This window comes from Sphingopyxis sp. Geo25, assembly GCF_949769135.1.
Lineage (GTDB): Bacteria > Pseudomonadota > Alphaproteobacteria > Sphingomonadales > Sphingomonadaceae > Sphingopyxis.
On sequence record NZ_CATKOZ010000008.1, the window covers coordinates 110,415 to 131,403 of the forward strand.

The window sequence follows — 20,989 nt, forward strand, 5'->3', positions numbered from 1 at the left end:
CCGCTACCTTCCCCCTTTGCGGCGCAGACGATGGCACAGCCTTCGTTAACTTCAAGCCACGCGATGTTCGCCCTTCACCCAGCGCACCGTGCCCGACGAGGCGCGCATCACGACGGTCTCGGTGGTCAGGATGCCGCCACGGCGATGCTTGACCCCCGACAGCAAGGATCCGTCGGTGACGCCGGTCGCGGCGAAGATCACATCGCCCTTGGCCAGATCCTCGAGGTCATAGACGCGGTCGAGATCCTCGATGCCCCATTTCTTCGCGCGCAGCCGCTCGTCATCGTTGCGGAACAGCAGGCGGCCCTTGAACTGGCCGCCGACGCAGCGCAGCGCCGCCGACGCCAGCACGCCCTCGGGCGCGCCGCCCGATCCCATATAGATGTCGATGTTGGTTTCGGGGTTCGTCGTCGCGATCACCCCGGCGACGTCGCCATCGGGGATCAGCGCGACGCCGCATCCGATGCGGCGCAGCTCGGCGATGATCGCCTCGTGGCGCGGGCGGTCGAGGACGCAGACGATGATGTCGGCGGGGGCGCAGCCCTTTTCGCGCGCGACCGCCTCGACATTCTCGCGCACGCTGTTGTCGAAATTGACGATGTTCGGCGAATAGCCGGGGCCGACCGCGAGCTTGTCCATATAGACGTCGGGGGCGTTGAGCAGGCAGCCTTCCTCGGCGATCGCGAGCACCGCCAGCGCGTTCGGGCCGGCCTTGGCGGTGATCGTCGTGCCTTCCAGCGGGTCGACCGCGATATCGATCTTCGGACCCTTGCCCGGGGCACTACCGACCTTCTCGCCGATATAGAGCATTGGCGCCTCGTCGCGCTCGCCCTCGCCGATCACGATGGTCCCGTCCATATAGAGCGTATTGAACGCGTTGCGCATCGCCTCGACGGCGGCGGCATCGGCGGCCTTTTCGTCGCCGCGTCCGATCAGCTTCGCGGCGGCGATCGCCGCGGCTTCGGTGACGCGCACCATTTCGAGCACGAGCACTCGGTCGAGGTTGCTGCCGCCGCTGTTCGTCATCGCCTTCACTCTCCGTCTTTACTTGTCCCGCCCCTTCGGCATGGTGCGCGCCATATGGTTGCCCGCGCCGCTTGTCGAGGATGCTTCGCCCGATTCGGTGCCGCTTTTGCGCCATTCTGCGTCATCGCGATGACGGTATCTCCCGTTTCGGCGCAATTGATCGGCCCGCCGGCCCCGAAGCCCGCTAAGTCCGCCGCCGACGCCGCGGTCGAAAGAAGCCGCGAGCTGACCGACCCGGTCAAGCGCTGCAAGCCCGCCGACGACGGGTCGATCACGGTATGCGGCAGCGACACCGACCGCCATCGCCTGTCGCCCGAACTGCGTGCGATCGCAAACGAGGGACGCGAGGCGCCGCCGAAGCTCCCCCGCGCCGAGGCGAAGGCGATGAGCCTCGACAAGCTGCCGTACAACTGGATGCCGATCGGCGGCCGTTATGCGCCCGGCCCCGAATATAATGCGCTCTACGAAATGGCGAAGCGCGCGACCGACCCCGAAACGGGCGTGGCGCCGCCCGAGGAACCGGAGAACTAGAGCGCGAGGATCGGCATATGCATCGGCGTGCCGATGACATGGTCCGACGCCGCGAGGATCTTCAGCGCGGCGTGGATCGCGCTTGCCGGTCCCTCGTGCGTGACGATCGCGATCACGACGCCGTCGTCGTCGTCGGTGCCGCGCTGGATGAAGCTTTCGATCGATACGCCCGCATCGCGCATCGCGGTCGCGATCTCGGCGAGGACGCCGATCCGGTCCTCGACGATCAGGCGGACATAATGTTTGCCGACGCGCGTGCCGGCATCGGCGACGGGCGCGGCGTCGAGCGCGTCGACGGGCATGGCGAAGGCCGGGCCATATTCGTCTCGCGCGATATCGATGATGTCGGCGACGATCGCCGACGCGGTCGGCCCCGCGCCCGCGCCCGCGCCCTCGAAGAACAGGCGGCCGACGAAATTGCCCTCGGCGACCACCGCGTTCAGCGCGCCGGGGACATAGGCGAGCGGATGGTCGGCGGGAACGAGGCACGGCTGGACATGCTGATAAAGCCCATTCGCGTCGCGTTCGGCCATGCCGATCAGGCGAACGCGGTGGCCCAGCGCCTCGGCCTCGCGAATGTCGGCGGCGATCAGATTGCGGATGCCGCTTGCGGTCACCGCGCCGATGTCGAGCCGCGTCCCGAAGCAGAGCGCGGCGAGGATCGACAGCTTGTGCGCGGCGTCGATCCCGTCGACGTCGAAGGTCGGGTCGGCTTCGGCATAGCCCTCGGCCTGCGCGCCCGCGAGCGCCTCGGCGAAGCTCGCGCCGCTGCGCTCCATTTGCGTGAGGATATAATTGCAGGTGCCGTTGAGGATGCCATAGACGCGCGCGATCTGGTTCGCCGACGCGCCCTCGCGGATCGCCTTGATGACCGGGATGCCGCCCGCGACCGCCGCTTCGTACTTCAGCGGCGTGTCCTTCGCCTCGGCGAGCCGCGCGAGGTCGAGCCCGTGATGCGCGATCATCGCCTTGTTCGCGGTGACCAGCGCCTTGCCCGCGGTCAGCGCCTGCCGCGCCAGCGTCAGCGCCATGCCGTCGGCGCCGCCGATCATCTCGACGACCACATCCACGTCGCCCGCGGTGACCAGCGCGCCGAGATCGTCCTCCCAGCGATAGCGCGACAGGTCGACGCCGCGGTCCTTGTGCCGGTCGCGCGCCGACAGCGCGACGATCTCGACCGCGCGCCCCGCGCGCCGCGCGATCAGGTCGCGGTTGGCCTCGAGCAGCTTGACGACCCCGCCGCCGACGACGCCGATTCCCGCCAGCGCGACGCGCAAGGGCGGACGGGGCACGGCAGGGGCGGGGGACGGCGACATTCGGGCACTCCTCTACAGGCGGCGTGCGCGATGGCCCGCCCTCGCGAGCGCCCTATCGGCTTTTCGGCCGGACACAAGCCCGACGCGGCTTCGGTAAGCGGAAGGAAAAGTTCAGCTTCCCGTCAGCGGCGCGCGCGTTCGCGTGCATTCGCCGAGGGCGCCGAGTACCACGGCATAGTCCGACGCCGCCTTCTTGCGATCCTCAGGGGCTGTTCCGGCAAGCTTTGCGAGCGGCAGCTGGCGTGGCAGGCCGCAGGCAAGGCGGTACCAGGCCAGCGTGTCGCGCGGCGGCACCGCCGCCGATCCGTCGACGATCTCGCCGAACGCCGCCGCCCAGCGCCGCGAGCCATCGGCGGCGGTCAGGATCGTCAGCGACACCGGCTCGCCGGTCTTCGTATCGAGGAACAGCTGCGTCTCGCCCTCGCCGGGCAGGGTGCCGGGGACGTGGAATCCGTTGGCAATGCCGGTGATCGCGGGCGGCGCGCCGGGCTTGACCGCCTCGGTCAGAATCGCGCGCAGCGTCGCCTCGGTCGCCGCGTCCCAGGGAAGTTGCGCGTCGGGGGCGACCAGCCGGATGCTTCCGGTATCGCGTGTCCCCGGCGCACTGCCCGCGACCGGACGCGCGAAGATCAGCACCGGCTGCTTCTTCTTGAGCTTCGGCGCCTTGCCCTTCGCGTCGAGCGGCAGGTCGACCAGATAGTTCACCCGTGCCGCGAGCGGCCCCGATCCGCGAATCAGGCTGATCACGTCGGCCTCGACATAAAGTCGCGCCCGACCGGCTTTCAGGCCGGGCGCCTGCTCGGGCTTCAGCACCGCGGTCTTGTAGATTCGCCCGTGGATCGCGATCGGCGCGATCGTCGCCAGATCGGCGATGTCGGCATAGCTATAGGGGGAGGGAGTTGCCACCGGTGTCGGAGCCTGCATCGCCGAAGCGCTGTAAAAACAGCTACTTGCGGCCAGAATACCCAGGGCCAGAGCCGGCAGACGCGCGCGCATGATCGAACCACCTTCTATAGTAACAAGCGCCGGAGCGGCGCCAAATACCCTTTATGGGGAAGCGGACATTAACCGCTGATAAAGGGTTTGCGAATGTGCCGCCACCGCGATAGGACGTGCGGCGAAGTGTCCGGCAAGAGCATAATAAGCCGGCTGCTACGCCGCCGGGTCTGTGGAACGCATCGGAAATCATCCGGGCATTTGGCAACCGAACCGGTCGGTGGGGATTTTGGTGTCAGGATGATCTAGCAAGGAGCGTCGTCCCTGAATGGCTTATGGTGATAATGTCGACCCTAAAAACAGGGTAGTGGCAATTGTCTTGGTGGGTTTGCTGACGGCGGTGCTGGGCTATGGCCTGGTCAACGGTCTGAACATCAGCATCGTCAAGAAGCTTGCCGAGAAACTGGACGTCGTGGACGTCGAGGAACCGCCGCCGCCGGAGGAACCCCCTCCGCCGCCGCCGCCGGACAACAAGCTGCCGCCGCCGCCGCCGGTGGTGACGCCCCCGTCGCCGATCCCGCCGCCGGTGACCTCGAACACGATCCAGTCGGTTCCCGAGGCACCGCCGCGTCCGCCGCTTCCGATTCCGCCCATCGCGGCGCCGCCGGCCCCCCCGCCGTCGCCCGACCTCAGCGCTCCCGGCCGACCGAAGGGCAACCCGGCGCGCTGGGCGACCAACGACGACTATCCGGCCCGCGCGATGCGTGAGGAACGCGAAGGCACGACGGGTTTCCGCGTCAGCTATGACGCGAGCGGCAAGCCCACGGGCTGCGACATCACGTCGTCGAGCGGCCATGCCGATCTCGATGCGGAAACCTGCAAGCTGGTGATGCGCCGCGCGCGCTTCGATCCCGCGAAGGATCGCGCCGGCAACCCTTCGGGGGGCAGCTTTTCGAGCCGCATCAAATGGGTGATTCCGAAGTGATCCCGATCGGGATCGCTTGACCGAACGCCTTGGAAATTTTGATCTTTATCGTATTTTGAGAGGGAATATCCGAAATGTTTAACCTGATTGCAAATGCCGCCGCCGCGGCACCGGCAGCCGCCCACGACGCCGGCTTCAGCCTGATGCCCGCGTCGATGTGCGTGAAGGAAGAAGGCACCAACCCCTACGGCCTCGTCCCCGCGCTCTGCGAAGGCGGCATCGTGTCGCAGGTCACCTTCCTTGTCCTGCTGATCATGTTCGTCGGCACGCTCTACATCCTGTTCACCAAGCTGTTCGAACAGAATAAGGTGATCAATCAGGGCAAGGCGGTCGACGCGAACTTCTGGCGCGCCCCGACGCTCGCCGACGGTGCGGCAAAGCTCGAAAAGAACAGCGCCTATCGCCAGGTCGTCGAAGACGGTCTGCGCGCCAACGAAGAGCACAACAAGCTGACCGACCCCGTCGAAGCCCACGACTGGATGCACGGCACGCTCGAACGTTCGCAGAACCACATCAACTCTAAGCTCAACGGCGGCCTCGCCTTCCTCGCGACCGTCGGTTCGACCGCGCCGTTCGTCGGCCTGTTCGGTACCGTTATCGGTATTCTCCGCGCGCTGGTTAAGATCGGCGCGTCGGGTCAGGCGTCGATCGACACCGTTGCCGGTCCGGTCGGTGAAGCGCTCATCATGACCGCCATCGGTCTGATCGTGGCGGTTCCCGCGGTGCTCGCATTCAACTGGCTGCAGAGCCGCAACAAGGCGATCGCCCGCCGTCTCTCGACCTTCTCGAACGACGTTCTCGGCTCGATCATGTCGGGCGGCCAGGTGAAGCCGGCGACGATCGCTCCGGCGAAGGCTGCCGCCCCGGCCGCGGCGCCGAAGAAGGCCTAAGGGTCTGCGGAGCCCCGGGTGTCGCGCGAAGGCGATACACGGGGGGCCGCACTGGACGGGGCGGGGCGCGATGCGTGCACCGTCCCGGTCCATGACAGTAATTTTGTGACAGGATGCTAATCCTATGGCGATGAGTTCAGGCGCAAAGGGCGAAGATGCCCCGATGTCCGACATCAACACGACGCCACTCGTGGACATCATGCTTGTGTTGCTCATCATCTTCCTCATCACGGTTCCCGTGGTTTTGGAGACGGTGAACCTCAAGCTGCCCGACGTGGTTTTCGAACCGACGACGACGAAGCCCGAAAACGTGCTTCTCTCGGTCCGCTCTGCCGATACCGATGGCGACGGCGAACCCAATGCCGACAGCTCGGCTTGCGAAGTCTATTGGGGCCAGACCCCGGTCGATTCGCGCGAATTGCTCGACCGGGGCCAGAAGAAGCTCGAACAGCTTCTCGAGGACATCGGCGGTCCGCAGAATATCACCGAAGAGAACTTCCCCGAAGTGCACATCCGCGGCGACATCAACACGCCGTACCAGTGCATCGGCGGCGTGATCTACACGATGCAATATGCCGGCTTCCAGAAGATCGGGTTCATTTCCGAACCGGCTCCTGGTTCGGGCACGCTGGGCCGTCTCTGAGGCGGTCCGGTCAGTTATGAAGGAATAGACCTATGTCTATGGCTGTTGGGGATCGGGACGACAACGAACCGATGATGGAAATGAACACGACGCCGCTGATCGACGTCATGCTCGTGCTCCTCATCATGTTCATCATCACCATTCCGGTCCAGACGCACGCGGTGAAGATCGACCTGCCGGTTCCGACCGACGCGAAGAACAACGTCGACCCGGAAAAGAACAAGATCACGATCGACCCCGCGGGGACGATCGCATGGAACGGCACGCCGGTCGATCTGGCGCAGCTCTCGCAGTTTCTGGAACAGACCAAGGCGCTGCCGGTCGAACCCGAACTGCAGGTGCAGCCCGACCCCTATGCGCGCTATATCGTCGTCGACCGCGTGATGGCCGTCGTCAAGCGCAGCGGCGTCGGCAAGCTCGGCTTCGTCGGCAACGAACAATATGCACGCGTCTTCTGATCGCTGATCGGAACCGCGTACAGGCGAAGGGCCGCGGAGCGATCCGCGGCCCTTTCTCTTTGACGAGAGGACGCTCGGCGGCGAGCGAAAGCTGCCCTTTGCGGCCGATCTGGCTTTGCCACAGGGAGGATTTCCCCTCACGTCACCCCGGGCTTGACCCGGGGCCTGCCTTGTCTTCTACGGCTCGTGAGAAGGAAGGCGGGTCCCGGGTCAAGCCCGGGATGACGAATAGGGGAAGGACCGCTCCCCACCCCGAAGCAGCCGCTGCCATCAGTCGCCCTTGCCAGCTTCGCGAAATCGCAAACGGCCATCGATCTCGACGAAAAACGACGTCTCGCCTTTTCGCTTCAGATCGTGAAGCGCCTGCCGCCGGCACTCGGGGTCGTGGCTGATTCGCCAAGCAATCGGGCGCCGCATCTCCGCGTCGGCGAAAGCCAACTCGGGCGCTTCGTCGATCCCGACGCCGAATTTCGCGCGCGTCCGCTTCACCAGCGCGACGAATTCGGAATTGGCGAAAGTCATCGGAGCCTCTCCCGGCAAGAGCCACCGGGCAAAGCGGCCCGCTTCCAAGGAGATGGCCGGCTGGCGTGGGCCGGCCCTTCGCCCATATCGCGCTTGGCAGCGCGACGAGTCGAGGGCATCATCGCGGTGGATCGAAATCGCCGCCGATGGCGTTATGATCGTCAAGCAACCGGAGAAGAGAGATGACCCAGCCCGCCGACCGCCGCCCGAAACTCGCCGCCGCGCTGCTGGGGGCCGCGACGCTGGCGCTGGCCGGATGTGCCGGGATGGGGGGCAAGCCGACGCAGACGCTGCCGCCCGCCGACGCCTCGGCGCCGCTGTTCGACGCGGCGGGCGCCGATCGCGGCCGCGCCGATTTCTACAAGGACAGCGACGGGCTGCGCATCGAACTCGTCGCGCGCGGCTTTGCGCCCGGCACCTATGGCATGCACGTCCACGCCGTCGGCCAGTGTACGCCGCCCGATTTCGCGAGCGCGGGACCGCACTGGAACCCGACCGGCGCGCAGCACGGCCGCGACAATCCGATGGGAGCGCATCACGGCGACCTGCCGAATCTTGTGGTCGAAAGCGGCGAGATCGGCCGCGCGACGCTGAAGATCGTCGGCACCCGGCTCAGCGGCGAGGGCGGGCTGCTCGACGCCGACGGCGCGGCGTTCGTCATCCATGCCAAGCCCGACGACCTCAAGACCGACCCCAGCGGCAACAGCGGCGCGCGCGTCGCGTGCGGGGTGATCGCGCTCGGGTCGGCGAAATAAACGCCCGTCAGGCGGCCGCGGCCGCCGCGCGCTCGGCGATCGTCGCCTCGGCGCGCGGCACCGCGCGATAGGCGTAGACGAGGAGGCTGAGCGCGACCGGCGCGACCGCGATCAGCGACAGGATTCCGGTGCGCAGGTCGCTGACCGGCTTGCCGTCGACGATCGTCCCCGCGAGGTCGGAAATCTGACCGACCATATAGGGACCGAAGGATAGGCCGACCAGCGTGGTGCCGAGAAAGAAGGCGGCGGTCGCGGTGCCGCGCATCCGCGGCAGAACCAGATCCTGCGTCGTCGCTGCCGCCGCGCCGAGCGCGGTCGCGCCGAACATGCCCGCGAGGAAGTTCATCGCATAGAAGAGCGTCGAATTTTCGGTCGTGTAGCCAATCCAGATCGGGATGATCGGGGCGACGACACCGAAGATGATCATCAGGATGCGGCCTGCGGGATTCCGTTCGCGCAGCGCATCGGCGATCCGTCCGCCGACGATCACGCCGATGAAGCCGCTGAGTGCACCGTTGGCGCCGAGGATGAGGGCCAGTTCCTGCTTCGGCAGGCCCAGCACGGTTTCGGCATAGGGCGCCGACCAGAAGCCGAGCGCATAGGCGGCGAGGCTGACAAGGCCGTATCCCAGCGTCGTGCAGATGAAGGCAGGGGTGCCCCAGATCAGCCGGAACGTGGCGGGGTCGTGCGCCCGGAGGGTGCAGGCCCAGGAGAAGACCGCATAATAGCCGAGCGCGACCGCCGACCATTGCGGGAAATTGCCGGTCAGTGCGATCATCCACCAGGCGAAGGCCGACACCGCCGCTGCAAAGCCGATGTTGACCCCCAGCGCCGCGGGTCCGCGCTTCCATGCGCCATAGAGCGTGAGCGGCGGGACGATCATCGACAGATCCTTGCCGAACGCGCGGAAAGGGGTCGCCGAACTCGGGCTTGCGACTCCGTCCATCGCTCCGCGGACGGGTTCGCGCAGCGTTGCAACCCAGAGGGCGACGATCAGCCCGGGAATGCCGACTGCTAGGAACGCCGCCTGCCAGCCGACGAGCCCCATCGGGCCGCCTGCCGGATAGGCGCGGTTCCACGCCTCGACGATCGCCGCGCCGATAAACAGCGACACGCCGCCGCCAAGGTAGAGCCCCGACGAATAGATGGCGAGGGCGGTCGCCTTCTGCCGCTTCGGGAAATAGTCGGAGATCAGCGAGTAAGCGGTCGGGCTCGCGGTCGCCTCGCCGACGCCGACGCCCATGCGCGCGAACGTAAGCGTCACCTTGTTGTACGCGAAGCCCGACAGCGCGGTCATCGTCGACCACAGAGTCAGGCCGATCGAGAGCAGCTTCACGCGGCTCCAATTGTCCGCGAGCCGGCCGAGCGGAATACCGAACAGCGCATAGAAGACCGCGAACGCAGCGCCGCCGAGGAAGCCGAGGTCCGAATCCTTGAGCCCGAGGTCGGCCTTGATATCGACCGCAAGGATGCTCAGGATCTGCCGGTCGATGAAATTGAGGATATAGACGACGACCAGCACGAACAGCACGTACCAGCTATAGCCGCTGGCCTGCGGCCCGGCGGGCGGCGCCCCGGCCGTCTCGTTCACGCTCGCGCTATCGGCCATCTGGCAACCCTCTCCCTGACCCATTATCCTTATGTCGCGGTGGTCGCACGAGGCGCCGCCCGGCGCAAGTTGAAAGTCGGTTCACCTTTGGAGCGAAGACGGACGATATGCGCGAAGATCGACCAAATGCCCCCGCGATTCTCTTCCTCTGCCTCGGCAATATCTGCCGCTCCCCGCTTGCCGAAGGGGCCGCGCGCGCCGCCTTTGCCGCGGCCGGGATCGCTGCGAGGCTCGATTCGGCGGGCACCGGCGACTGGCACGTCGGCCACCCGCCCGACCATCGCGCACAGGCCGAGGCGCGGCGGCGCGGTGCCGATATCTCGGACCTTCGCGCGCGCCAGCTCCGCCGCAGCGACTTTCATGATTTCGACCTCATCCTTGCCGCCGACGAGGCCAATCTGCGCGACGCCCGCGCGCTTCGTCCCATCGGCGCGACCGCCGAGCTCAGGCTGATGCTCGATCTGGTCGCCGGCCGCGAAGGGGAAAGCGTCACCGATCCCTATTATGGCGCCGATAACGGCTTCGCCGAAACATGGGACGATGTCAGCGCGGTCGCTGCCGCGCTCGTCGCCTCGTCGAGAGGATAGCGCGCGACCGGATGATAACGCGAGCCGCCGTGCCCCATCTCGCTTTCGTAGAGCGTGACATGGCCGAACGGAAAGGGTTCGCTGGCAAAGTCGCTGTTCAGCGCAAGGAAGGGCGCGACCGGGCCCGATCCGCGGTTGAGCCGCGCGAGCGTGATATGCGGCACGAAGGCCCGGGTTTCGGGCACGACCCCGACGCGCGCGAGCAGCTGGTCGACCTTGCGATGCAGCGCGGCGAGCGGCGCGTGGGGTAGAGCCCCTGCCCAGACCATGTGCGGCCGGCCTTGCCGCTCGAACAGGCCGACCCCGGCGATCCGCGCCTCGATCGCGGGCGCGTACAGGCTGCCCAACGCGGCGGCGATGTCCTCGGCGCGGTGGCGGTCGACTTCGCCGATGAAGCGCAGCGTGAGGTGGAGCTGTTCGTCATCCTGCCAGCGCGCGCCCGAAATGCCGTGCATCGCGGCGAGCAATTGTTGCCGGATCGGGCGCGGCGGGCGCAGGGCGACGAACAGGCGATGGGTCGACATGGCGGTGCCAGCATAGGGCGGTGCGCGACGGCTGCGAAGCCGAAACATGGCGCATGTCCGGTTTCGCTTGAAACGAGCCGCGAATATCCCGATATTATCGCCACGGCCGGTATCGTCTGGCCGGTGATGGAGATGAAAATGGCTAATTGGAACGACCCCAATATGGCGGCGTCCGGCTTCCCAGGCAGCGCGAGCGCGATGGATCAGGCCGTCGATGCGGGCCTGCGGTCGTACATGCTGTCGGTCTACAACTATATGGCGTCGGGCGTCCTGCTGACCGGCGTTGTCGCGATGCTCTTCTCGCAGTGGGAAGGCGCACCCGCGCTGCTGTTCGGTCCGGGACCGGTCAAGTGGGTGATCATGCTCGCCCCGCTCGCCTTCGTGATGGTGCTGAGCTTTGGCATCAACAAGCTGTCGACGGCTGCGGCGCAGGCGCTTTACTGGGCCTATGCGGCGGTGATGGGCGTGTCGATGGCGGCGATCTTCTTCGTCTTCACCAACACCTCGATCGCGCAGACCTTCTTCGCGACCGCGGCGGCCTTCCTCGGCCTGAGCCTCTATGGCTACACGACCAAGAAGGATCTGTCGGGTTTCGGCACTTTCCTGATCATGGGCCTCGTCGGCATCATCGTCGCGATGCTGCTCAACGCTTTCGTGTTCCAGTCGGGCGCGCTGGCGCTGGCGATCAGCGTCATCGGCGTGCTGCTGTTCGCGGGCCTGACCGCCTATGACACGCAGAAGATCAAGAGCATGTACTTCTATGTCCGCGGGACCGACTTTGTCGGCAAGTCGGTGGTGATGGGCGCGCTGACGCTCTACCTCGACTTCGTCAACATGTTCACCTTCCTGCTCAACCTGCTGGGCAACCGCGAATAGGCGGCCGGACATCGACACGACACGGGCCCGGCGGAGCGATTCGCCGGGCCTTTTTCTTGGAGCGGGGGTGACATGAGGTTGGTGGGTATCATCGCCGTTGCCATGGCGACGCTGGCGCCGACGGCGGATGCAAAGGACGACGGAGCCGCGCCCTGCAATGTGGCGCGGCCGGCCGATGGCGACCTTGAAGCCTATGCCGCCGCATTTTTCCCGAGGGCGAGCAAGACCGACCTCGATGCGCTCGCCGCCTGCCTTGGCGATCCCGATCCCGCGGTGCGTGACGATTTCGCCTATGCGCTCTGGTCCGAAGGACTGCGCGGCAACCATCTGCGCACCGACCAGATGCGCCACGCGCTTGGCCGACTGACGGCTATGGCGACCGCGCCCGATGATCGCGCCGGCTTCGCGAAGCCCTTTGCCGCGCTTGCGCTGTCGGAAGTCGCGCGCACCGATCGCCTCGCGCCGTGGATGAGCGAAGCCGAGTTGCGCGCGCTTGCGGCGACGGGTGCCGCTTATCTGCGCGGCGTCAGCGACTATCGCGGCTTCACCGCCGGCGAGGGGTGGCGGCACGGCGTGGCGCATGGTTCCGACCTCGCGCTCCAGCTCGCGCTCAATCCGCGGCTGACGCGTGCCGATGCCGAGTTGCTGCTCGGCGCGATAGCGGCGCAGGTCGCGCCGGCCGCCTCGCCCTATTATCATCATGGCGAATCGGCCCGCCTCGCGCGGCCCGTGCTGTTTCTCGCCAGGCGCCCCGATATCGATGACGCGGCCTGGGCGGCATGGTTCAAGGCGCTGCATCCCGATACGAGTGCGCGCTGGACGGACGCCTATACGAACGATGCCGGCCTCGCGGCGGTTCACAACACAACCGCATTCGCGAACGCCATCTATGTCAGCGCGGCCGAGACGCAGGATCCGCAGATCAAGCGCCTTGCCCCGCTTGCGATCGCGTTGCTGAAGGCGCTGCCCTAAGCGGGGCTTGCTGCCTGCATCTCGGCAATCAGCGCGTTGTCGATCGCCTTCGCCGCCTTGTAACCCGTGCGCTCGCGAAGGCCAGCGGCATAGGCCTCGAACGCCGGGCGCGACGGGATCGTCCCGAACTGCAGGCCCCAATCGACCTGGCTACCGACATAGACGTCGGCCGCGGTGAAGCGGTCGCCCGCAACATAAGTCTTACCCGCGACCGCGCTTTCAAGCGCGTCGAGCGCATGCTCCAGCGTGCCGAAGCCTGCCGAACGCTGCTGGTCGGCATCGGGTTCGATCCCGAGATGCTTGGCGGTGATCGCCTGCTCGACCGGCCCGGCGGCGAAGAACAGCCAGCGATAATAATCCGCACGGTCGGTCGTTGCCGGCGCGAGCCCCGCCGACGGAAAGGCATCGGCCAGATAGGCGCAGATCGCGGCGCATTCGGTGACGACCTTGCCGTTGTGGACGATCGCCGGAACCTTGCCCATCGGATTGATCGCCAGATAGGCCTCATCCTTCATCGAGGTGCCGTAGCCGAGGATGTTCGTCTGATAGGGCGCGCCGACCTCTTCGAGCATCCAGCGGACGATCTGGCCGCGCGACATGGGATTGGTATAGAAAATCAGCTCTTCTGCCATGATGCGTCTCCCTTTTGGGCGTGCGAGTCGGGTAAGAACATATCAGGAACAGTTTCGATGTTCCAGCGGGCTTGTTTTGTCACCGTTCGCGGTTAAGGCAAAGCGATGAGCGACGAACGCATCTGGACCGCCGCCGTGCTGGTGATCGGCGACGAGATTCTCTCGGGCCGCACGCAGGACAAGAATGTCGCGCAGATCGCGACCTGGCTCGACGTGCAGGGGATCAGGCTGCGCGAAGTGCGGATCGTGCCCGACGTCGAGCAGGAGATCGTCGACGCGCTGAACGCCATCCGCGCGCGTTACGACTATGTCTTCACCACCGGCGGGATCGGGCCGACGCACGACGACATCACGGTCGACGCGGTGGCGAAGGCGCTGGGCGTCGGGGTGATCATCCACCCCGCAGCGCGCGCGATCCTCGAACGTTATTATAACGGGCGCGGGATCGAGCTGACCGAGGCGCGGCTGCGCATGGCCCGCGTTCCCGAGGGCGCCGACCTGATCCCGAACCGCATGTCGGGCGCGCCGGGCATCCGCCTAGGAAATCTCTTCATCATGGCTGGCGTCCCCCACATCACCGCGGGGATGCTCGACGCGCTCACCGGCGAACTCGAAGGCGGCGCGCCGCTCGTCGCGCATACGATCGGGGCCTGGTCGCCCGAAAGCGAGGTCGCCGACCTGCTCCGTCAGGGCGAGAAGGACCATCCCGGCGTCGCCATCGGCAGCTATCCCTTCTTCCGTGACGGCCGGGTCGGCGCGAACTTCGTGATCCGATCGACTGACGGGGATGCGGTCGCCGCTTGCGTCGCGATGCTCACCGCTGGGCTCGAAGCGCTCGGCTATGCAGTGACCGACGGCGGGATTTGATCGGCCGGCTGCGCGCGCGGCAGGCGGCGCAGCATCACGATTGCCAATAATCCGAAGATCGCCGCCACGACGAAGGCCGCCCCGGGGAAATGCACCGGCGCGTCGTCCCCGGTGAAATGGGCCATCGTTCCCGTGAGCAGCGCCGGCGCGGCAAGCTGTCCCAGCCCCATCGCCATCGCCGAAATTCCCTGCACCTCGCCCTGCGTTTCGGGCGTCGCGCGGCGCGACATCATTGCCATCAGCGACGGCTGCACCGGTGCCTGCAAGGCAACCGGGATCAGCAGCAGGAAGGCGCCGAGCGTCGAGGTCGTGAAGGCATAACCGATATAGACCGCAACGGCGATCAGGATGCCGAGCGTGGCGGCATCGCGCTCTCCGAATCGCGCGACTGCGGGCCCGACGACGAAGGCCTGACCGATCGCGATGGCAACCCCGACCGCAGCCAGGCTCGCACCGATCATCCCCGACGTCCAGCCGAGCTGCGCGATGCAATAAAAGCTCCACGTCATCGGATAGACGAGGCTCGCGATCTGCCAGAGCACGAGGACGGTCGCGATTCCGCCCATGCCAGGGAGGCCGCGCATGGTCTTGAGCGCACCCAGCGGATTGGCGCGGCGCCAGTCGAAGGCACGGCGGCGCTCGGGCGGCAGCGTCTCGGGGAAGATGATCAGGCCATAGAGCATATTTGCCGCCGCCAGAATCGCCGCCGCGACGAAGGGTGCGCGCGGGCTCATCTCGCCGAGCAAGCCGCCGATTGCCGGGCCGACGACGAAGCCCACCCCGAACGCCGCGCCGACAAAGCCGAAGTTGCGCGCGCGGTCTTCGGGCTTGGTGATGTCGGCGATCGCCGCTTGTGCCGCCGCATAGCTGCCGCCGAATATCCCCGAAATCGCCCGCGCGACGAACAGCCAGGGCAGGGTGCCGACGACTGTCAGCAGCGTGTAATCGGCCGCCAGTCCGCCGAGCGAGAGCAGCAGCACGCGCCGCCGGCCGAAGCGGTCGGACAGATTACCGAGCACCGGCGAAGCGAGGAAGGTCGCGACCGCCATCACCAGTCCGATCCAGGCGCCGACCTCGATCGCGTGCGGCAGATCGATCTTGCCGACCTCCATGACTAGCTGCGGCAGCACCGGCATGATGATGCCGAACCCCATTGCGTCGATGAAGATGGTAACGACGATGAACGGTATCGTGCGCGCGGGCGTCACTTGTTATTTCCCCCGACAGTCATTAGCGGCACCGATCCCCCTTCTGTGCGTTGGCGATAGATGAAACTCGAAATTTCCGCTTCCCTAAATTATCGCCTATCCGAACCCGTCGACCTGATGCTGCAGATCGAGGCGGCGAATGGGCATGGCCAGCAAGTTGTCGAAAGCTCGCTCGACCTCGGAAATCCCGAATTTGTGTCGCGGGTCCCGGCGGTTGACGGGCTGTGCGAGCCAATCTGGCTGCGCGCCTCGGGCACGCTCCGCGCCGAGTATCGCGCGGCGGTCGTGGTCGACCGGCCGGCGGTCGACTTTCGCACGCTTCCGGAGGTCGCGCTGCATCGTCTGCCCTCCGCGGTCGTGCCCTATCTCAACGAATCGCGCTATTGCCCGTCGAACAAGTTCCACGCCTTTGTCGAACGCCGTTTCGGCGAGCATGAGGGCGGCGCGAAGATCGCGCGGATGCGTGACTGGATCGAAAGCCGTTTCACCTATCTTCCCGGCACCAGCGACGCCGACACCGGCGCGCTCGACAGTTTCGTCGAGCGGCGCGGCGTTTGCCGCGACTATGCGCATGTGATGATCGCGCTCGCCCGCGCCGCGCATATCCCGGCGCGCATGGCGAGCGTCTACGCGCTCGGCGTCGATCCGCAGGATTTCCACGCGATCGCCGAAGTCTATCTCGACGGCGGCTGGTACATGGTCGATGCGACGGGCATGGCGCGGCCCGAAGGCACCGCGCGCATCTGCGTCGGCCGCGACGCCGCCGACGTGGCGTTTCTTACGGCGTACCGCGCGATCGAACTCGTCGAACAGCGGGTGTCGGTGAAGGAGCTTGTCGACGCCTAGGAAGCGGCTGGAGCGGGTGAAGGGAATCGAACCCTCGTCGTAAGCTTGGGAAGCTTCTGCTCTACCATTGAGCTACACCCGCGATCCCGCGCGATTGGCACAGCGGGCGGCGACGGTCAATGGGCCTGCCGCCTCAGCGGGCCGCCTCGCGCACCGTTTCCATCACGACGAAGGTCGAGGTGTTCGCGACGTGCGGCAGGCTCGAGATTTTCTCGCCGAGCACCGTGCGATAGCGCCGCATGTCCGAGGTGCGGACCTTGAGCAGATAGTCGAAGCTGCTCGCGATCATGTGGCATTCCTCGATCTCGGCGATCCGCCGCACGGCGGCGTTGAACTCGCGCAGCGCCGCCTCGCGCGTGTCGGACAGGCGGACCTCGGCGAAGGCGACATGGTCGAGCCCGACCTTCGCCGGATCGACGATCGCCGCAAAGCCCGAAATCACGCCCTGTTCGACAAGCCGGCGGACGCGCTGCTGGCACGGCGTCTTCGACAGGCCGACCTGCTGGGCGAGGTCGGTGAAGGTGATACGGCCATCCTTGCGCAGAATCGCAAGGATCTTCCGGTCGAAATCATCCAATTCGACTGTCTTGCCGGCTTCCGTCATGATTATCGACTAAAACAAGCCACAAAATAGGTCAAAACATAAATCCTTGGCGCGATATTAGGTCGGATCGCCGCGATGCGATGTTGTAGGGTGCGCGTCATGACCCAGCCCAACGACCGCGCCGCGCTCCGCGCCCTCGCCCGCCGTTCCGAAACCGATATCGTGGCCGACCTGCGCGCCGAGCTCGCCCGTTCGCCCGCGACCGTCGCGGCGACAACGGCGCGCGGGCTTGCGCTCATCCGCAAGGCGAAGGCCGAGGGCGACCGCGAGACGCTCGTCGCGCAGCTGATGAACCGCTACCGCCTCTCGACCGAGGAAGGCGTCGTGCTGATGTGCCTCGCCGAGGCGCTGCTGCGCGTCCCCGACAGCGCGACCGCGAATGCGCTGATCCGCGACAAGATCGCCGGGCGGCACTGGAAAGAAGGCGAGGACGAGGACAGTCCTCTGATCGTCGCGCTCTCCGCGCGCGGGCTTTCGCTGGGTTCGGCGACGTTGATGCTCGATGCGATGGGCAGCAAGGCGAACCCGCTGAGCCTGCTCAAGTCGATGATCCGTCGCTCGGGCGAGCCGGTGATCCGCCAGGCGGCGCTCGCGGCGATGAAGCTGCTCGGCCAGCAGTTCGTGATGGGCGAGACGATCGACGCCGCGGTCAGGCGTGCCGACAAGGAGAAATCGGAACTCGCGAGCTTCGACATGCTCGGCGAAGCCGCGCGCACCGCCGAGGATGCGCGGCGCTATTACGACAGCTATGCGGGTGCCATCGCGCGCATCGGGAAGAATGCGAAGGCGGGCGACCCGCACGCCAACCACGGCATCTCGATCAAGCTGTCGGCGCTCCATCCGCGCTACGAATATTTGCAGGCCGACCGTGTCCGTGACGAACTGATCCCGAGCGTCATCACGCTCGCGCGCGCGGCGCGCGATGTGAACATCCCGCTGATGATCGACGCCGAGGAAAGCGACCGGCTCGAACCGCATATGGATGTGTTCGCGGCGCTCATCGACGCGGGCATCGCCGATGGCTGGACCGGGCTCGGCATCGTGATCCAGGCGTATCAGAAGCGCGCGCCCGAGGCGATCCGCTGGGTCGCCGCGCAGGCGCGCGCCCGCGGTGTCAAACTGTCGATGCGCCTCGTCAAGGGCGCCTATTGGGATACCGAGATCAAGCGCGCGCAGACGATGGGGCTTGGCGACTTCCCGGTCTTCACCGCGAAAAACCACACCGACCTCAATTACATGCAGTGCGCGCAGATCCTCCGCGATGCGCAGGACTGCATATTTCCAGCCTTCGCCAGCCACAATGCGATGACCCTCGCCTTCGTGACCGAGCTGTTCGCGGGCGCCGACTACGAGCTGCAGCGCCTCCACGGCATGGGTGAGGGCGCACACGATGCGATCCTGGCGCTCTATCCGCCGCCGCGGCCGGTGCGCGTCTATGCGCCCGTAGGCACGCACCGCGACCTGCTCGCCTATCTCGTCCGCCGCCTGCTCGAAAATGGCGCGAACTCCAGCTTCGTGCATCAATTCTCGGACCCCGACGTCACCCCCGAACAGCTAGCGGTCGACCCGCGCGGTATCGCGAGCAGCCCGCGATCGATCGCGACCGGGCTCGAACTCTTCGATCCCGCACGCCGCAACTCGCGCGGCTATGACCTCGGCGAGCCCGGTGTCCCCGAAGCGCTCACCGCCGCGATCGCCAACGCCCGCCAGAGCAACCATGTCGCCGCCCCGATCGTCGGCGGCGTCACGCAGAGCGGCACCGCCGAGCCGGTGCGCAACCCTGCCACCGGCGTCATCGTCGGGCAGGTGATCGAGGCCGATCGCGCGACGGTCGACGCTGCGGTCGCCGCAGCGCGCAAGGCGCAGAACGATTGGAGCCTTGCCGGCGGCAGCTTCCGCGCCGAACGCCTCGAACGCGCCGCCGATCTGCTCGAGGAGCGCGACGCACTCTTCCTCGGCCTCGCGATCGACGAAGCCGGCAAGACGCTGGTCGATGCGATCGCCGAGGTGCGCGAAGCGGTCGACTTCCTCCGCTACTACGCCGCGCAGGCGCGCGCCGACTTCACTTACCCCGTCGCGCTTCCCGGTCCCACGGGCGAGCGCAACGAGCTGATCCTCGAAGGCAAGGGCGTCTTCGTCGCGATCAGCCCGTGGAACTTCCCGCTCGCGATCTTCCTCGGACAGGTCTCGGCCGCGCTTGCGGCGGGTAACAGTGTCCTCGCCAAACCCGCCGAACAGACCCCGCTCATCGCGCACGCCGCGGTCGAGCTGCTGCTCGAAGCGGGGGTTCCGGGCGACGTCCTTGCGTTTCTCCCGGGCCGCGGCGAGACCGTCGGCGCGGCGCTTACCGGGCATGACGATATCATCGGCGTCGCCTTCACCGGCTCGACCGAGGTCGCGCGGATGATCAACCGCAGCCTTGCGGCGCGCGACGGACCGATCGCGACCTTGATCGCCGAGACCGGCGGCGCGAACGCGATGATCGTCGATTCGACCGCGCTTCCCGAACAGGTCGCGCGCGACGCAGTCGCCTCGGCCTTCCAGTCGGCAGGGCAGCGCTGTTCGGCGCTCCGCCTGCTTTGCGTGCAGGAAGATGTCGCCGACACGATGATCGAGATGGTCGCGGGCGCGATGGCCGAGCTCAATGTCGGCGACCCCGCGATCCTTTCGACCGACGTCGGCCCGATCATAGACGACGAGGCGCAGGCGAATATCGCCGCCTATGTCGCCGAAGCCCGCGCGGCGGGCCGGGTAATCGCCGAGGCGGGCCGGACGAACCTGCCCGCGGCCGGCCATTTCGTCCCGCCGGTCCTCATCCGCCTCGACCATGTCACCGATTTGAAGCGCGAGATCTTCGGGCCCGTATTGCATGTGGCGACGTGGAAGGGCGGCGAGCTCGACCGGCTCATCGATGCGATCAACGCCTCGGGCTACGGCCTGACATTGGGCGTCCATACGCGGATCGACGGCGTCGCGGCGCATATCGCGGCGCGCGCGCAGGTCGGCAACGTCTATGTCAACCGCAACCAGATCGGCGCGATCGTCGGCTCGCAGCCGTTCGGCGGGCGCGGCCTGTCGGGCACCGGCCCGAAAGCCGGCGGCCCGCACTACCTCCACCGTTTCGCCGAGGAAAAGTCGATCTCGACCGATATCACCGCCGCGGGCGGCAATGCGGCGCTGATGGCGGGTTAGGCCCCCGGCACGCCGAGCAGCTGCCCCTGCGCCTTCAGCCGTCCGGCGGCGGCCGGATTGGCGGCAATGCCGTCCTGAAGCGCCTGCGCGGCTTTCGCGGTCTCGCCCAGCGTCATCCGGCTGCGCATCAGCATGATCCAGCGGTCGACATCCTTGGGGTTGGCTTTCAGCTTGGTTTCGAGCCCGCTGACCATCCCCTCGATCATCGCATCCTGCTGACCCTTGGGCAGCTGTGACGCTGCTTCCATGTCGGCGCGGGTCGGTCCCGGGATCGCCCGCGCCGCGACCGGCATCTCGTTGGCGGTCAGCGGCCGCGCCTGCGTATTCTGCAGCCGCATCGCGACGTCGATCTTGTGGATCGCGCCGACCTGCTCGATCGTGCGGCGGAGGTCGGCCTCCCAAGGGGCGCCCTGCGGCGTGTCGGCGAGCAGCGCGAACCAGTCCTCGATCGCGCCCTTGTGGTCGCCGCCGATATCCTTTTTCACCGCAAGGAAATAGCGCGCACGCGGATCCTTCGCGTCGAGCGCGATCGCCTTGTCGAACGCCGCGAGCGCCCCTGCGGGCATCGGGTCGCGCTCGCTCGCCATTACCCGCGCCTCGCCGAGTGCCGACCAGAGCCCCGCCGAGTCGGAAGAAAGCGCGGTCGCTTTCTCGTAGGCGGCGACCGCGCCCGCGTATTCGCCCATGTCGAAGCGCGCTGCGCCGAGCTGCATCCACGCCTCCGCGCTGCCCGGTTCGGCGCGCGTCCGTGCCTCCAGCGCGGCGAGCTGATCGCCCGGTGCCGCGGTGGCTTCGACGGACTTCTGCGGTGCAGAATCGGCGGAATCGCGCCAGATTGCATAGCCGATCGCGGCGACGAGCAGCAGCGCGGCGGCTATCAGGATCGCCCGATTCGTGGGCGTCATCCCGCCTGCCATCTTCTTGCTCTCACTCATCTTTGTCCCCTCGTCCGGCTCGCAAAAAACATGGACGCGACGCGCTCGCGTCTTGCCTTTGCCTCGCGATGGTGT

At 66.8% G+C, this 20,989-nt stretch carries 22 protein-coding genes and 1 tRNA gene; 12 read left to right on the forward strand and 11 right to left on the reverse strand.

Annotated elements, in window-relative coordinates:
• Positions 1-51: 51 nt before the first annotated feature.
• The gene (glpX, locus tag QOL68_RS17230) at positions 52-1,026 is read right to left on the reverse strand and encodes a class II fructose-bisphosphatase (protein WP_058456031.1); all 975 of its coding nucleotides are present in this window, start codon (positions 1,024-1,026) and stop codon (positions 52-54) included.
• A 129-nt stretch (positions 1,027-1,155) separates the two neighbouring features.
• Here glpX and QOL68_RS17235 point away from each other — a divergent pair, with 129 nt between their 5' ends.
• The gene (locus tag QOL68_RS17235) at positions 1,156-1,557 is read left to right on the forward strand and encodes a hypothetical protein (protein WP_282950229.1); all 402 of its coding nucleotides are present in this window, start codon (positions 1,156-1,158) and stop codon (positions 1,555-1,557) included.
• On the opposite strand, the gene QOL68_RS17240 is transcribed toward QOL68_RS17235, so the two are convergent.
• Positions 1,554-2,873, reverse strand: coding sequence for a homoserine dehydrogenase (locus QOL68_RS17240; RefSeq protein ID WP_282950230.1), 1,320 nt, complete (start codon positions 2,871-2,873; stop codon positions 1,554-1,556). The two genes, QOL68_RS17235 and QOL68_RS17240, sit on opposite strands and share 4 nt — an antisense overlap.
• Before the next feature lie 111 nt (positions 2,874-2,984).
• A complete protein-coding gene (locus QOL68_RS17245) occupies positions 2,985-3,779 on the reverse strand; it encodes a hypothetical protein (RefSeq protein WP_231729025.1) in 795 nt (264 codons plus the stop codon).
• 358 nt (positions 3,780-4,137) lie between these two features.
• Between QOL68_RS17245 and QOL68_RS17250 the strand changes: the two genes are divergently transcribed.
• From QOL68_RS17250 to QOL68_RS17265, 4 genes are all read left to right on the forward strand, one after another.
• A complete protein-coding gene (locus QOL68_RS17250) occupies positions 4,138-4,794 on the forward strand; it encodes an energy transducer TonB (RefSeq protein ID WP_058455922.1) in 657 nt (218 codons plus the stop codon).
• A 74-nt stretch (positions 4,795-4,868) separates the two neighbouring features.
• Positions 4,869-5,684 carry a MotA/TolQ/ExbB proton channel family protein gene (locus QOL68_RS17255; protein ID WP_197410132.1) on the forward strand — a complete coding sequence of 272 codons (816 nt, stop codon included), beginning with the start codon at positions 4,869-4,871 and terminating at the stop codon, positions 5,682-5,684.
• A gap of 124 nt (positions 5,685-5,808) precedes the next feature.
• Positions 5,809-6,327, forward strand: a complete 519-nt coding sequence (locus QOL68_RS17260) for an ExbD/TolR family protein (RefSeq protein WP_058455923.1) — start codon at positions 5,809-5,811, stop codon at positions 6,325-6,327.
• A gap of 32 nt (positions 6,328-6,359) precedes the next feature.
• The gene (locus tag QOL68_RS17265; RefSeq protein ID WP_058455924.1) at positions 6,360-6,785 is read left to right on the forward strand and encodes an ExbD/TolR family protein; all 426 of its coding nucleotides are present in this window, start codon (positions 6,360-6,362) and stop codon (positions 6,783-6,785) included.
• A gap of 270 nt (positions 6,786-7,055) precedes the next feature.
• On the opposite strand, the gene QOL68_RS17270 is transcribed toward QOL68_RS17265, so the two are convergent.
• On the reverse strand, positions 7,056-7,307 hold the full coding sequence (locus QOL68_RS17270) for a hypothetical protein (RefSeq protein ID WP_282950231.1): 252 nt from the start codon (positions 7,305-7,307) through the stop codon (positions 7,056-7,058).
• Positions 7,308-7,489: 182 nt separating this feature from the next.
• Between QOL68_RS17270 and QOL68_RS17275 the strand changes: the two genes are divergently transcribed.
• Positions 7,490-8,062, forward strand: a complete 573-nt coding sequence (locus QOL68_RS17275) for a superoxide dismutase family protein (RefSeq protein WP_282950232.1) — start codon at positions 7,490-7,492, stop codon at positions 8,060-8,062.
• Positions 8,063-8,069: 7 nt separating this feature from the next.
• Here the strand turns inward: QOL68_RS17275 and QOL68_RS17280 are convergent, their stop codons facing one another.
• Complete coding sequence (locus QOL68_RS17280; RefSeq protein ID WP_282950233.1) at positions 8,070-9,671, reverse strand: spinster family MFS transporter; 1,602 nt, start codon at positions 9,669-9,671, stop codon at positions 8,070-8,072.
• A 107-nt stretch (positions 9,672-9,778) separates the two neighbouring features.
• Between QOL68_RS17280 and QOL68_RS17285 the strand changes: the two genes are divergently transcribed.
• On the forward strand, positions 9,779-10,258 hold the full coding sequence (locus QOL68_RS17285) for a low molecular weight protein-tyrosine-phosphatase (protein WP_282950234.1): 480 nt from the start codon (positions 9,779-9,781) through the stop codon (positions 10,256-10,258).
• On the opposite strand, the gene thpR is transcribed toward QOL68_RS17285, so the two are convergent.
• The gene (gene thpR, locus QOL68_RS17290; RefSeq protein WP_204993458.1) at positions 10,174-10,782 is read right to left on the reverse strand and encodes an RNA 2',3'-cyclic phosphodiesterase; all 609 of its coding nucleotides are present in this window, start codon (positions 10,780-10,782) and stop codon (positions 10,174-10,176) included. The two genes, QOL68_RS17285 and thpR, sit on opposite strands and share 85 nt — an antisense overlap.
• A gap of 138 nt (positions 10,783-10,920) precedes the next feature.
• Between thpR and QOL68_RS17295 the strand changes: the two genes are divergently transcribed.
• Together QOL68_RS17295 and QOL68_RS17300 are read left to right on the forward strand one after the other, a co-directional pair.
• Positions 10,921-11,658, forward strand: a complete 738-nt coding sequence (locus tag QOL68_RS17295) for a Bax inhibitor-1/YccA family protein (protein ID WP_215349165.1) — start codon at positions 10,921-10,923, stop codon at positions 11,656-11,658.
• Positions 11,659-11,730: 72 nt separating this feature from the next.
• Entirely contained in the window at positions 11,731-12,630 is a 900-nt protein-coding gene (locus QOL68_RS17300) for a DUF2785 domain-containing protein (protein WP_204993456.1), read from the forward strand.
• Here QOL68_RS17300 and QOL68_RS17305 read toward each other — a convergent pair.
• Positions 12,627-13,262, reverse strand: a complete 636-nt coding sequence (locus tag QOL68_RS17305; protein ID WP_282950235.1) for a glutathione S-transferase family protein — start codon at positions 13,260-13,262, stop codon at positions 12,627-12,629. The genes QOL68_RS17300 and QOL68_RS17305 overlap by 4 nt on opposite strands.
• 105 nt (positions 13,263-13,367) lie before the next feature.
• On the opposite strand from QOL68_RS17305, the gene QOL68_RS17310 reads away from it, so the two are divergent.
• Complete coding sequence (locus QOL68_RS17310; protein WP_058455931.1) at positions 13,368-14,129, forward strand: competence/damage-inducible protein A; 762 nt, start codon at positions 13,368-13,370, stop codon at positions 14,127-14,129.
• Here the strand turns inward: QOL68_RS17310 and QOL68_RS17315 are convergent.
• On the reverse strand, positions 14,102-15,337 hold the full coding sequence (locus QOL68_RS17315; protein WP_282950236.1) for an MFS transporter: 1,236 nt from the start codon (positions 15,335-15,337) through the stop codon (positions 14,102-14,104). The genes QOL68_RS17310 and QOL68_RS17315 overlap by 28 nt on opposite strands.
• Before the next feature lie 60 nt (positions 15,338-15,397).
• On the opposite strand from QOL68_RS17315, the gene QOL68_RS17320 reads away from it, so the two are divergent.
• Positions 15,398-16,183, forward strand: a complete 786-nt coding sequence (locus QOL68_RS17320) for a transglutaminase-like domain-containing protein (protein WP_282950237.1) — start codon at positions 15,398-15,400, stop codon at positions 16,181-16,183.
• An 8-nt stretch (positions 16,184-16,191) separates the two neighbouring features.
• On the opposite strand, the gene QOL68_RS17325 is transcribed toward QOL68_RS17320, so the two are convergent.
• Both QOL68_RS17325 and QOL68_RS17330 read right to left on the reverse strand, forming a co-directional pair.
• A tRNA-Gly gene (locus tag QOL68_RS17325) sits at positions 16,192-16,265 on the reverse strand.
• Positions 16,266-16,316: 51 nt separating this feature from the next.
• Positions 16,317-16,787 carry an Lrp/AsnC family transcriptional regulator gene (locus tag QOL68_RS17330; protein ID WP_282950238.1) on the reverse strand — a complete coding sequence of 157 codons (471 nt, stop codon included), beginning with the start codon at positions 16,785-16,787 and terminating at the stop codon, positions 16,317-16,319.
• Positions 16,788-16,886: 99 nt separating this feature from the next.
• On the opposite strand from QOL68_RS17330, the gene putA reads away from it, so the two are divergent.
• Positions 16,887-19,979, forward strand: a complete 3,093-nt coding sequence (putA, locus tag QOL68_RS17335; RefSeq protein ID WP_282950239.1) for a bifunctional proline dehydrogenase/L-glutamate gamma-semialdehyde dehydrogenase PutA — start codon at positions 16,887-16,889, stop codon at positions 19,977-19,979.
• Here the strand turns inward: putA and QOL68_RS17340 are convergent.
• Positions 19,976-20,914, reverse strand: a complete 939-nt coding sequence (locus QOL68_RS17340; RefSeq protein WP_282950240.1) for a tetratricopeptide repeat protein — start codon at positions 20,912-20,914, stop codon at positions 19,976-19,978. The two genes, putA and QOL68_RS17340, sit on opposite strands and share 4 nt — an antisense overlap.
• Positions 20,915-20,989: the final 75 nt, after the last annotated feature.

Bases quoted from the DNA above. Each gene is read 5' to 3' on its own strand.
- QOL68_RS17255 (WP_197410132.1), top strand. From the start codon at position 4,869: ATGTTTAACCTGATTGCAAATGCCGCCGCCGCGGCACCGGCAGCCGCC.
- QOL68_RS17280 (WP_282950233.1), bottom strand. From the start codon at position 9,671: ATGGCCGATAGCGCGAGCGTGAACGAGACGGCCGGGGCGCCGCCCGCC.
- QOL68_RS17265 (WP_058455924.1), top strand. From the start codon at position 6,360: ATGTCTATGGCTGTTGGGGATCGGGACGACAACGAACCGATGATGGAA.
- glpX (WP_058456031.1), bottom strand. From the start codon at position 1,026: ATGACGAACAGCGGCGGCAGCAACCTCGACCGAGTGCTCGTGCTCGAA.
- QOL68_RS17235 (WP_282950229.1), top strand. From the start codon at position 1,156: ATGACGGTATCTCCCGTTTCGGCGCAATTGATCGGCCCGCCGGCCCCG.
- putA (WP_282950239.1), top strand. From the start codon at position 16,887: ATGACCCAGCCCAACGACCGCGCCGCGCTCCGCGCCCTCGCCCGCCGT.
- QOL68_RS17295 (WP_215349165.1), top strand. From the start codon at position 10,921: ATGGCTAATTGGAACGACCCCAATATGGCGGCGTCCGGCTTCCCAGGC.
- QOL68_RS17305 (WP_282950235.1), bottom strand. From the start codon at position 13,262: ATGGCAGAAGAGCTGATTTTCTATACCAATCCCATGTCGCGCGGCCAG.
- QOL68_RS17260 (WP_058455923.1), top strand. From the start codon at position 5,809: ATGGCGATGAGTTCAGGCGCAAAGGGCGAAGATGCCCCGATGTCCGAC.
- QOL68_RS17340 (WP_282950240.1), bottom strand. From the start codon at position 20,914: ATGAGTGAGAGCAAGAAGATGGCAGGCGGGATGACGCCCACGAATCGG.
- QOL68_RS17320 (WP_282950237.1), top strand. From the start codon at position 15,398: ATGAAACTCGAAATTTCCGCTTCCCTAAATTATCGCCTATCCGAACCC.
- QOL68_RS17270 (WP_282950231.1), bottom strand. From the start codon at position 7,307: ATGACTTTCGCCAATTCCGAATTCGTCGCGCTGGTGAAGCGGACGCGC.
- QOL68_RS17275 (WP_282950232.1), top strand. From the start codon at position 7,490: ATGACCCAGCCCGCCGACCGCCGCCCGAAACTCGCCGCCGCGCTGCTG.
- QOL68_RS17310 (WP_058455931.1), top strand. From the start codon at position 13,368: ATGAGCGACGAACGCATCTGGACCGCCGCCGTGCTGGTGATCGGCGAC.
- QOL68_RS17300 (WP_204993456.1), top strand. From the start codon at position 11,731: ATGAGGTTGGTGGGTATCATCGCCGTTGCCATGGCGACGCTGGCGCCG.
- QOL68_RS17285 (WP_282950234.1), top strand. From the start codon at position 9,779: ATGCGCGAAGATCGACCAAATGCCCCCGCGATTCTCTTCCTCTGCCTC.
- QOL68_RS17240 (WP_282950230.1), bottom strand. From the start codon at position 2,873: ATGTCGCCGTCCCCCGCCCCTGCCGTGCCCCGTCCGCCCTTGCGCGTC.
- QOL68_RS17250 (WP_058455922.1), top strand. From the start codon at position 4,138: ATGGCTTATGGTGATAATGTCGACCCTAAAAACAGGGTAGTGGCAATT.
- thpR (WP_204993458.1), bottom strand. From the start codon at position 10,782: ATGTCGACCCATCGCCTGTTCGTCGCCCTGCGCCCGCCGCGCCCGATC.
- QOL68_RS17330 (WP_282950238.1), bottom strand. From the start codon at position 16,787: ATGACGGAAGCCGGCAAGACAGTCGAATTGGATGATTTCGACCGGAAG.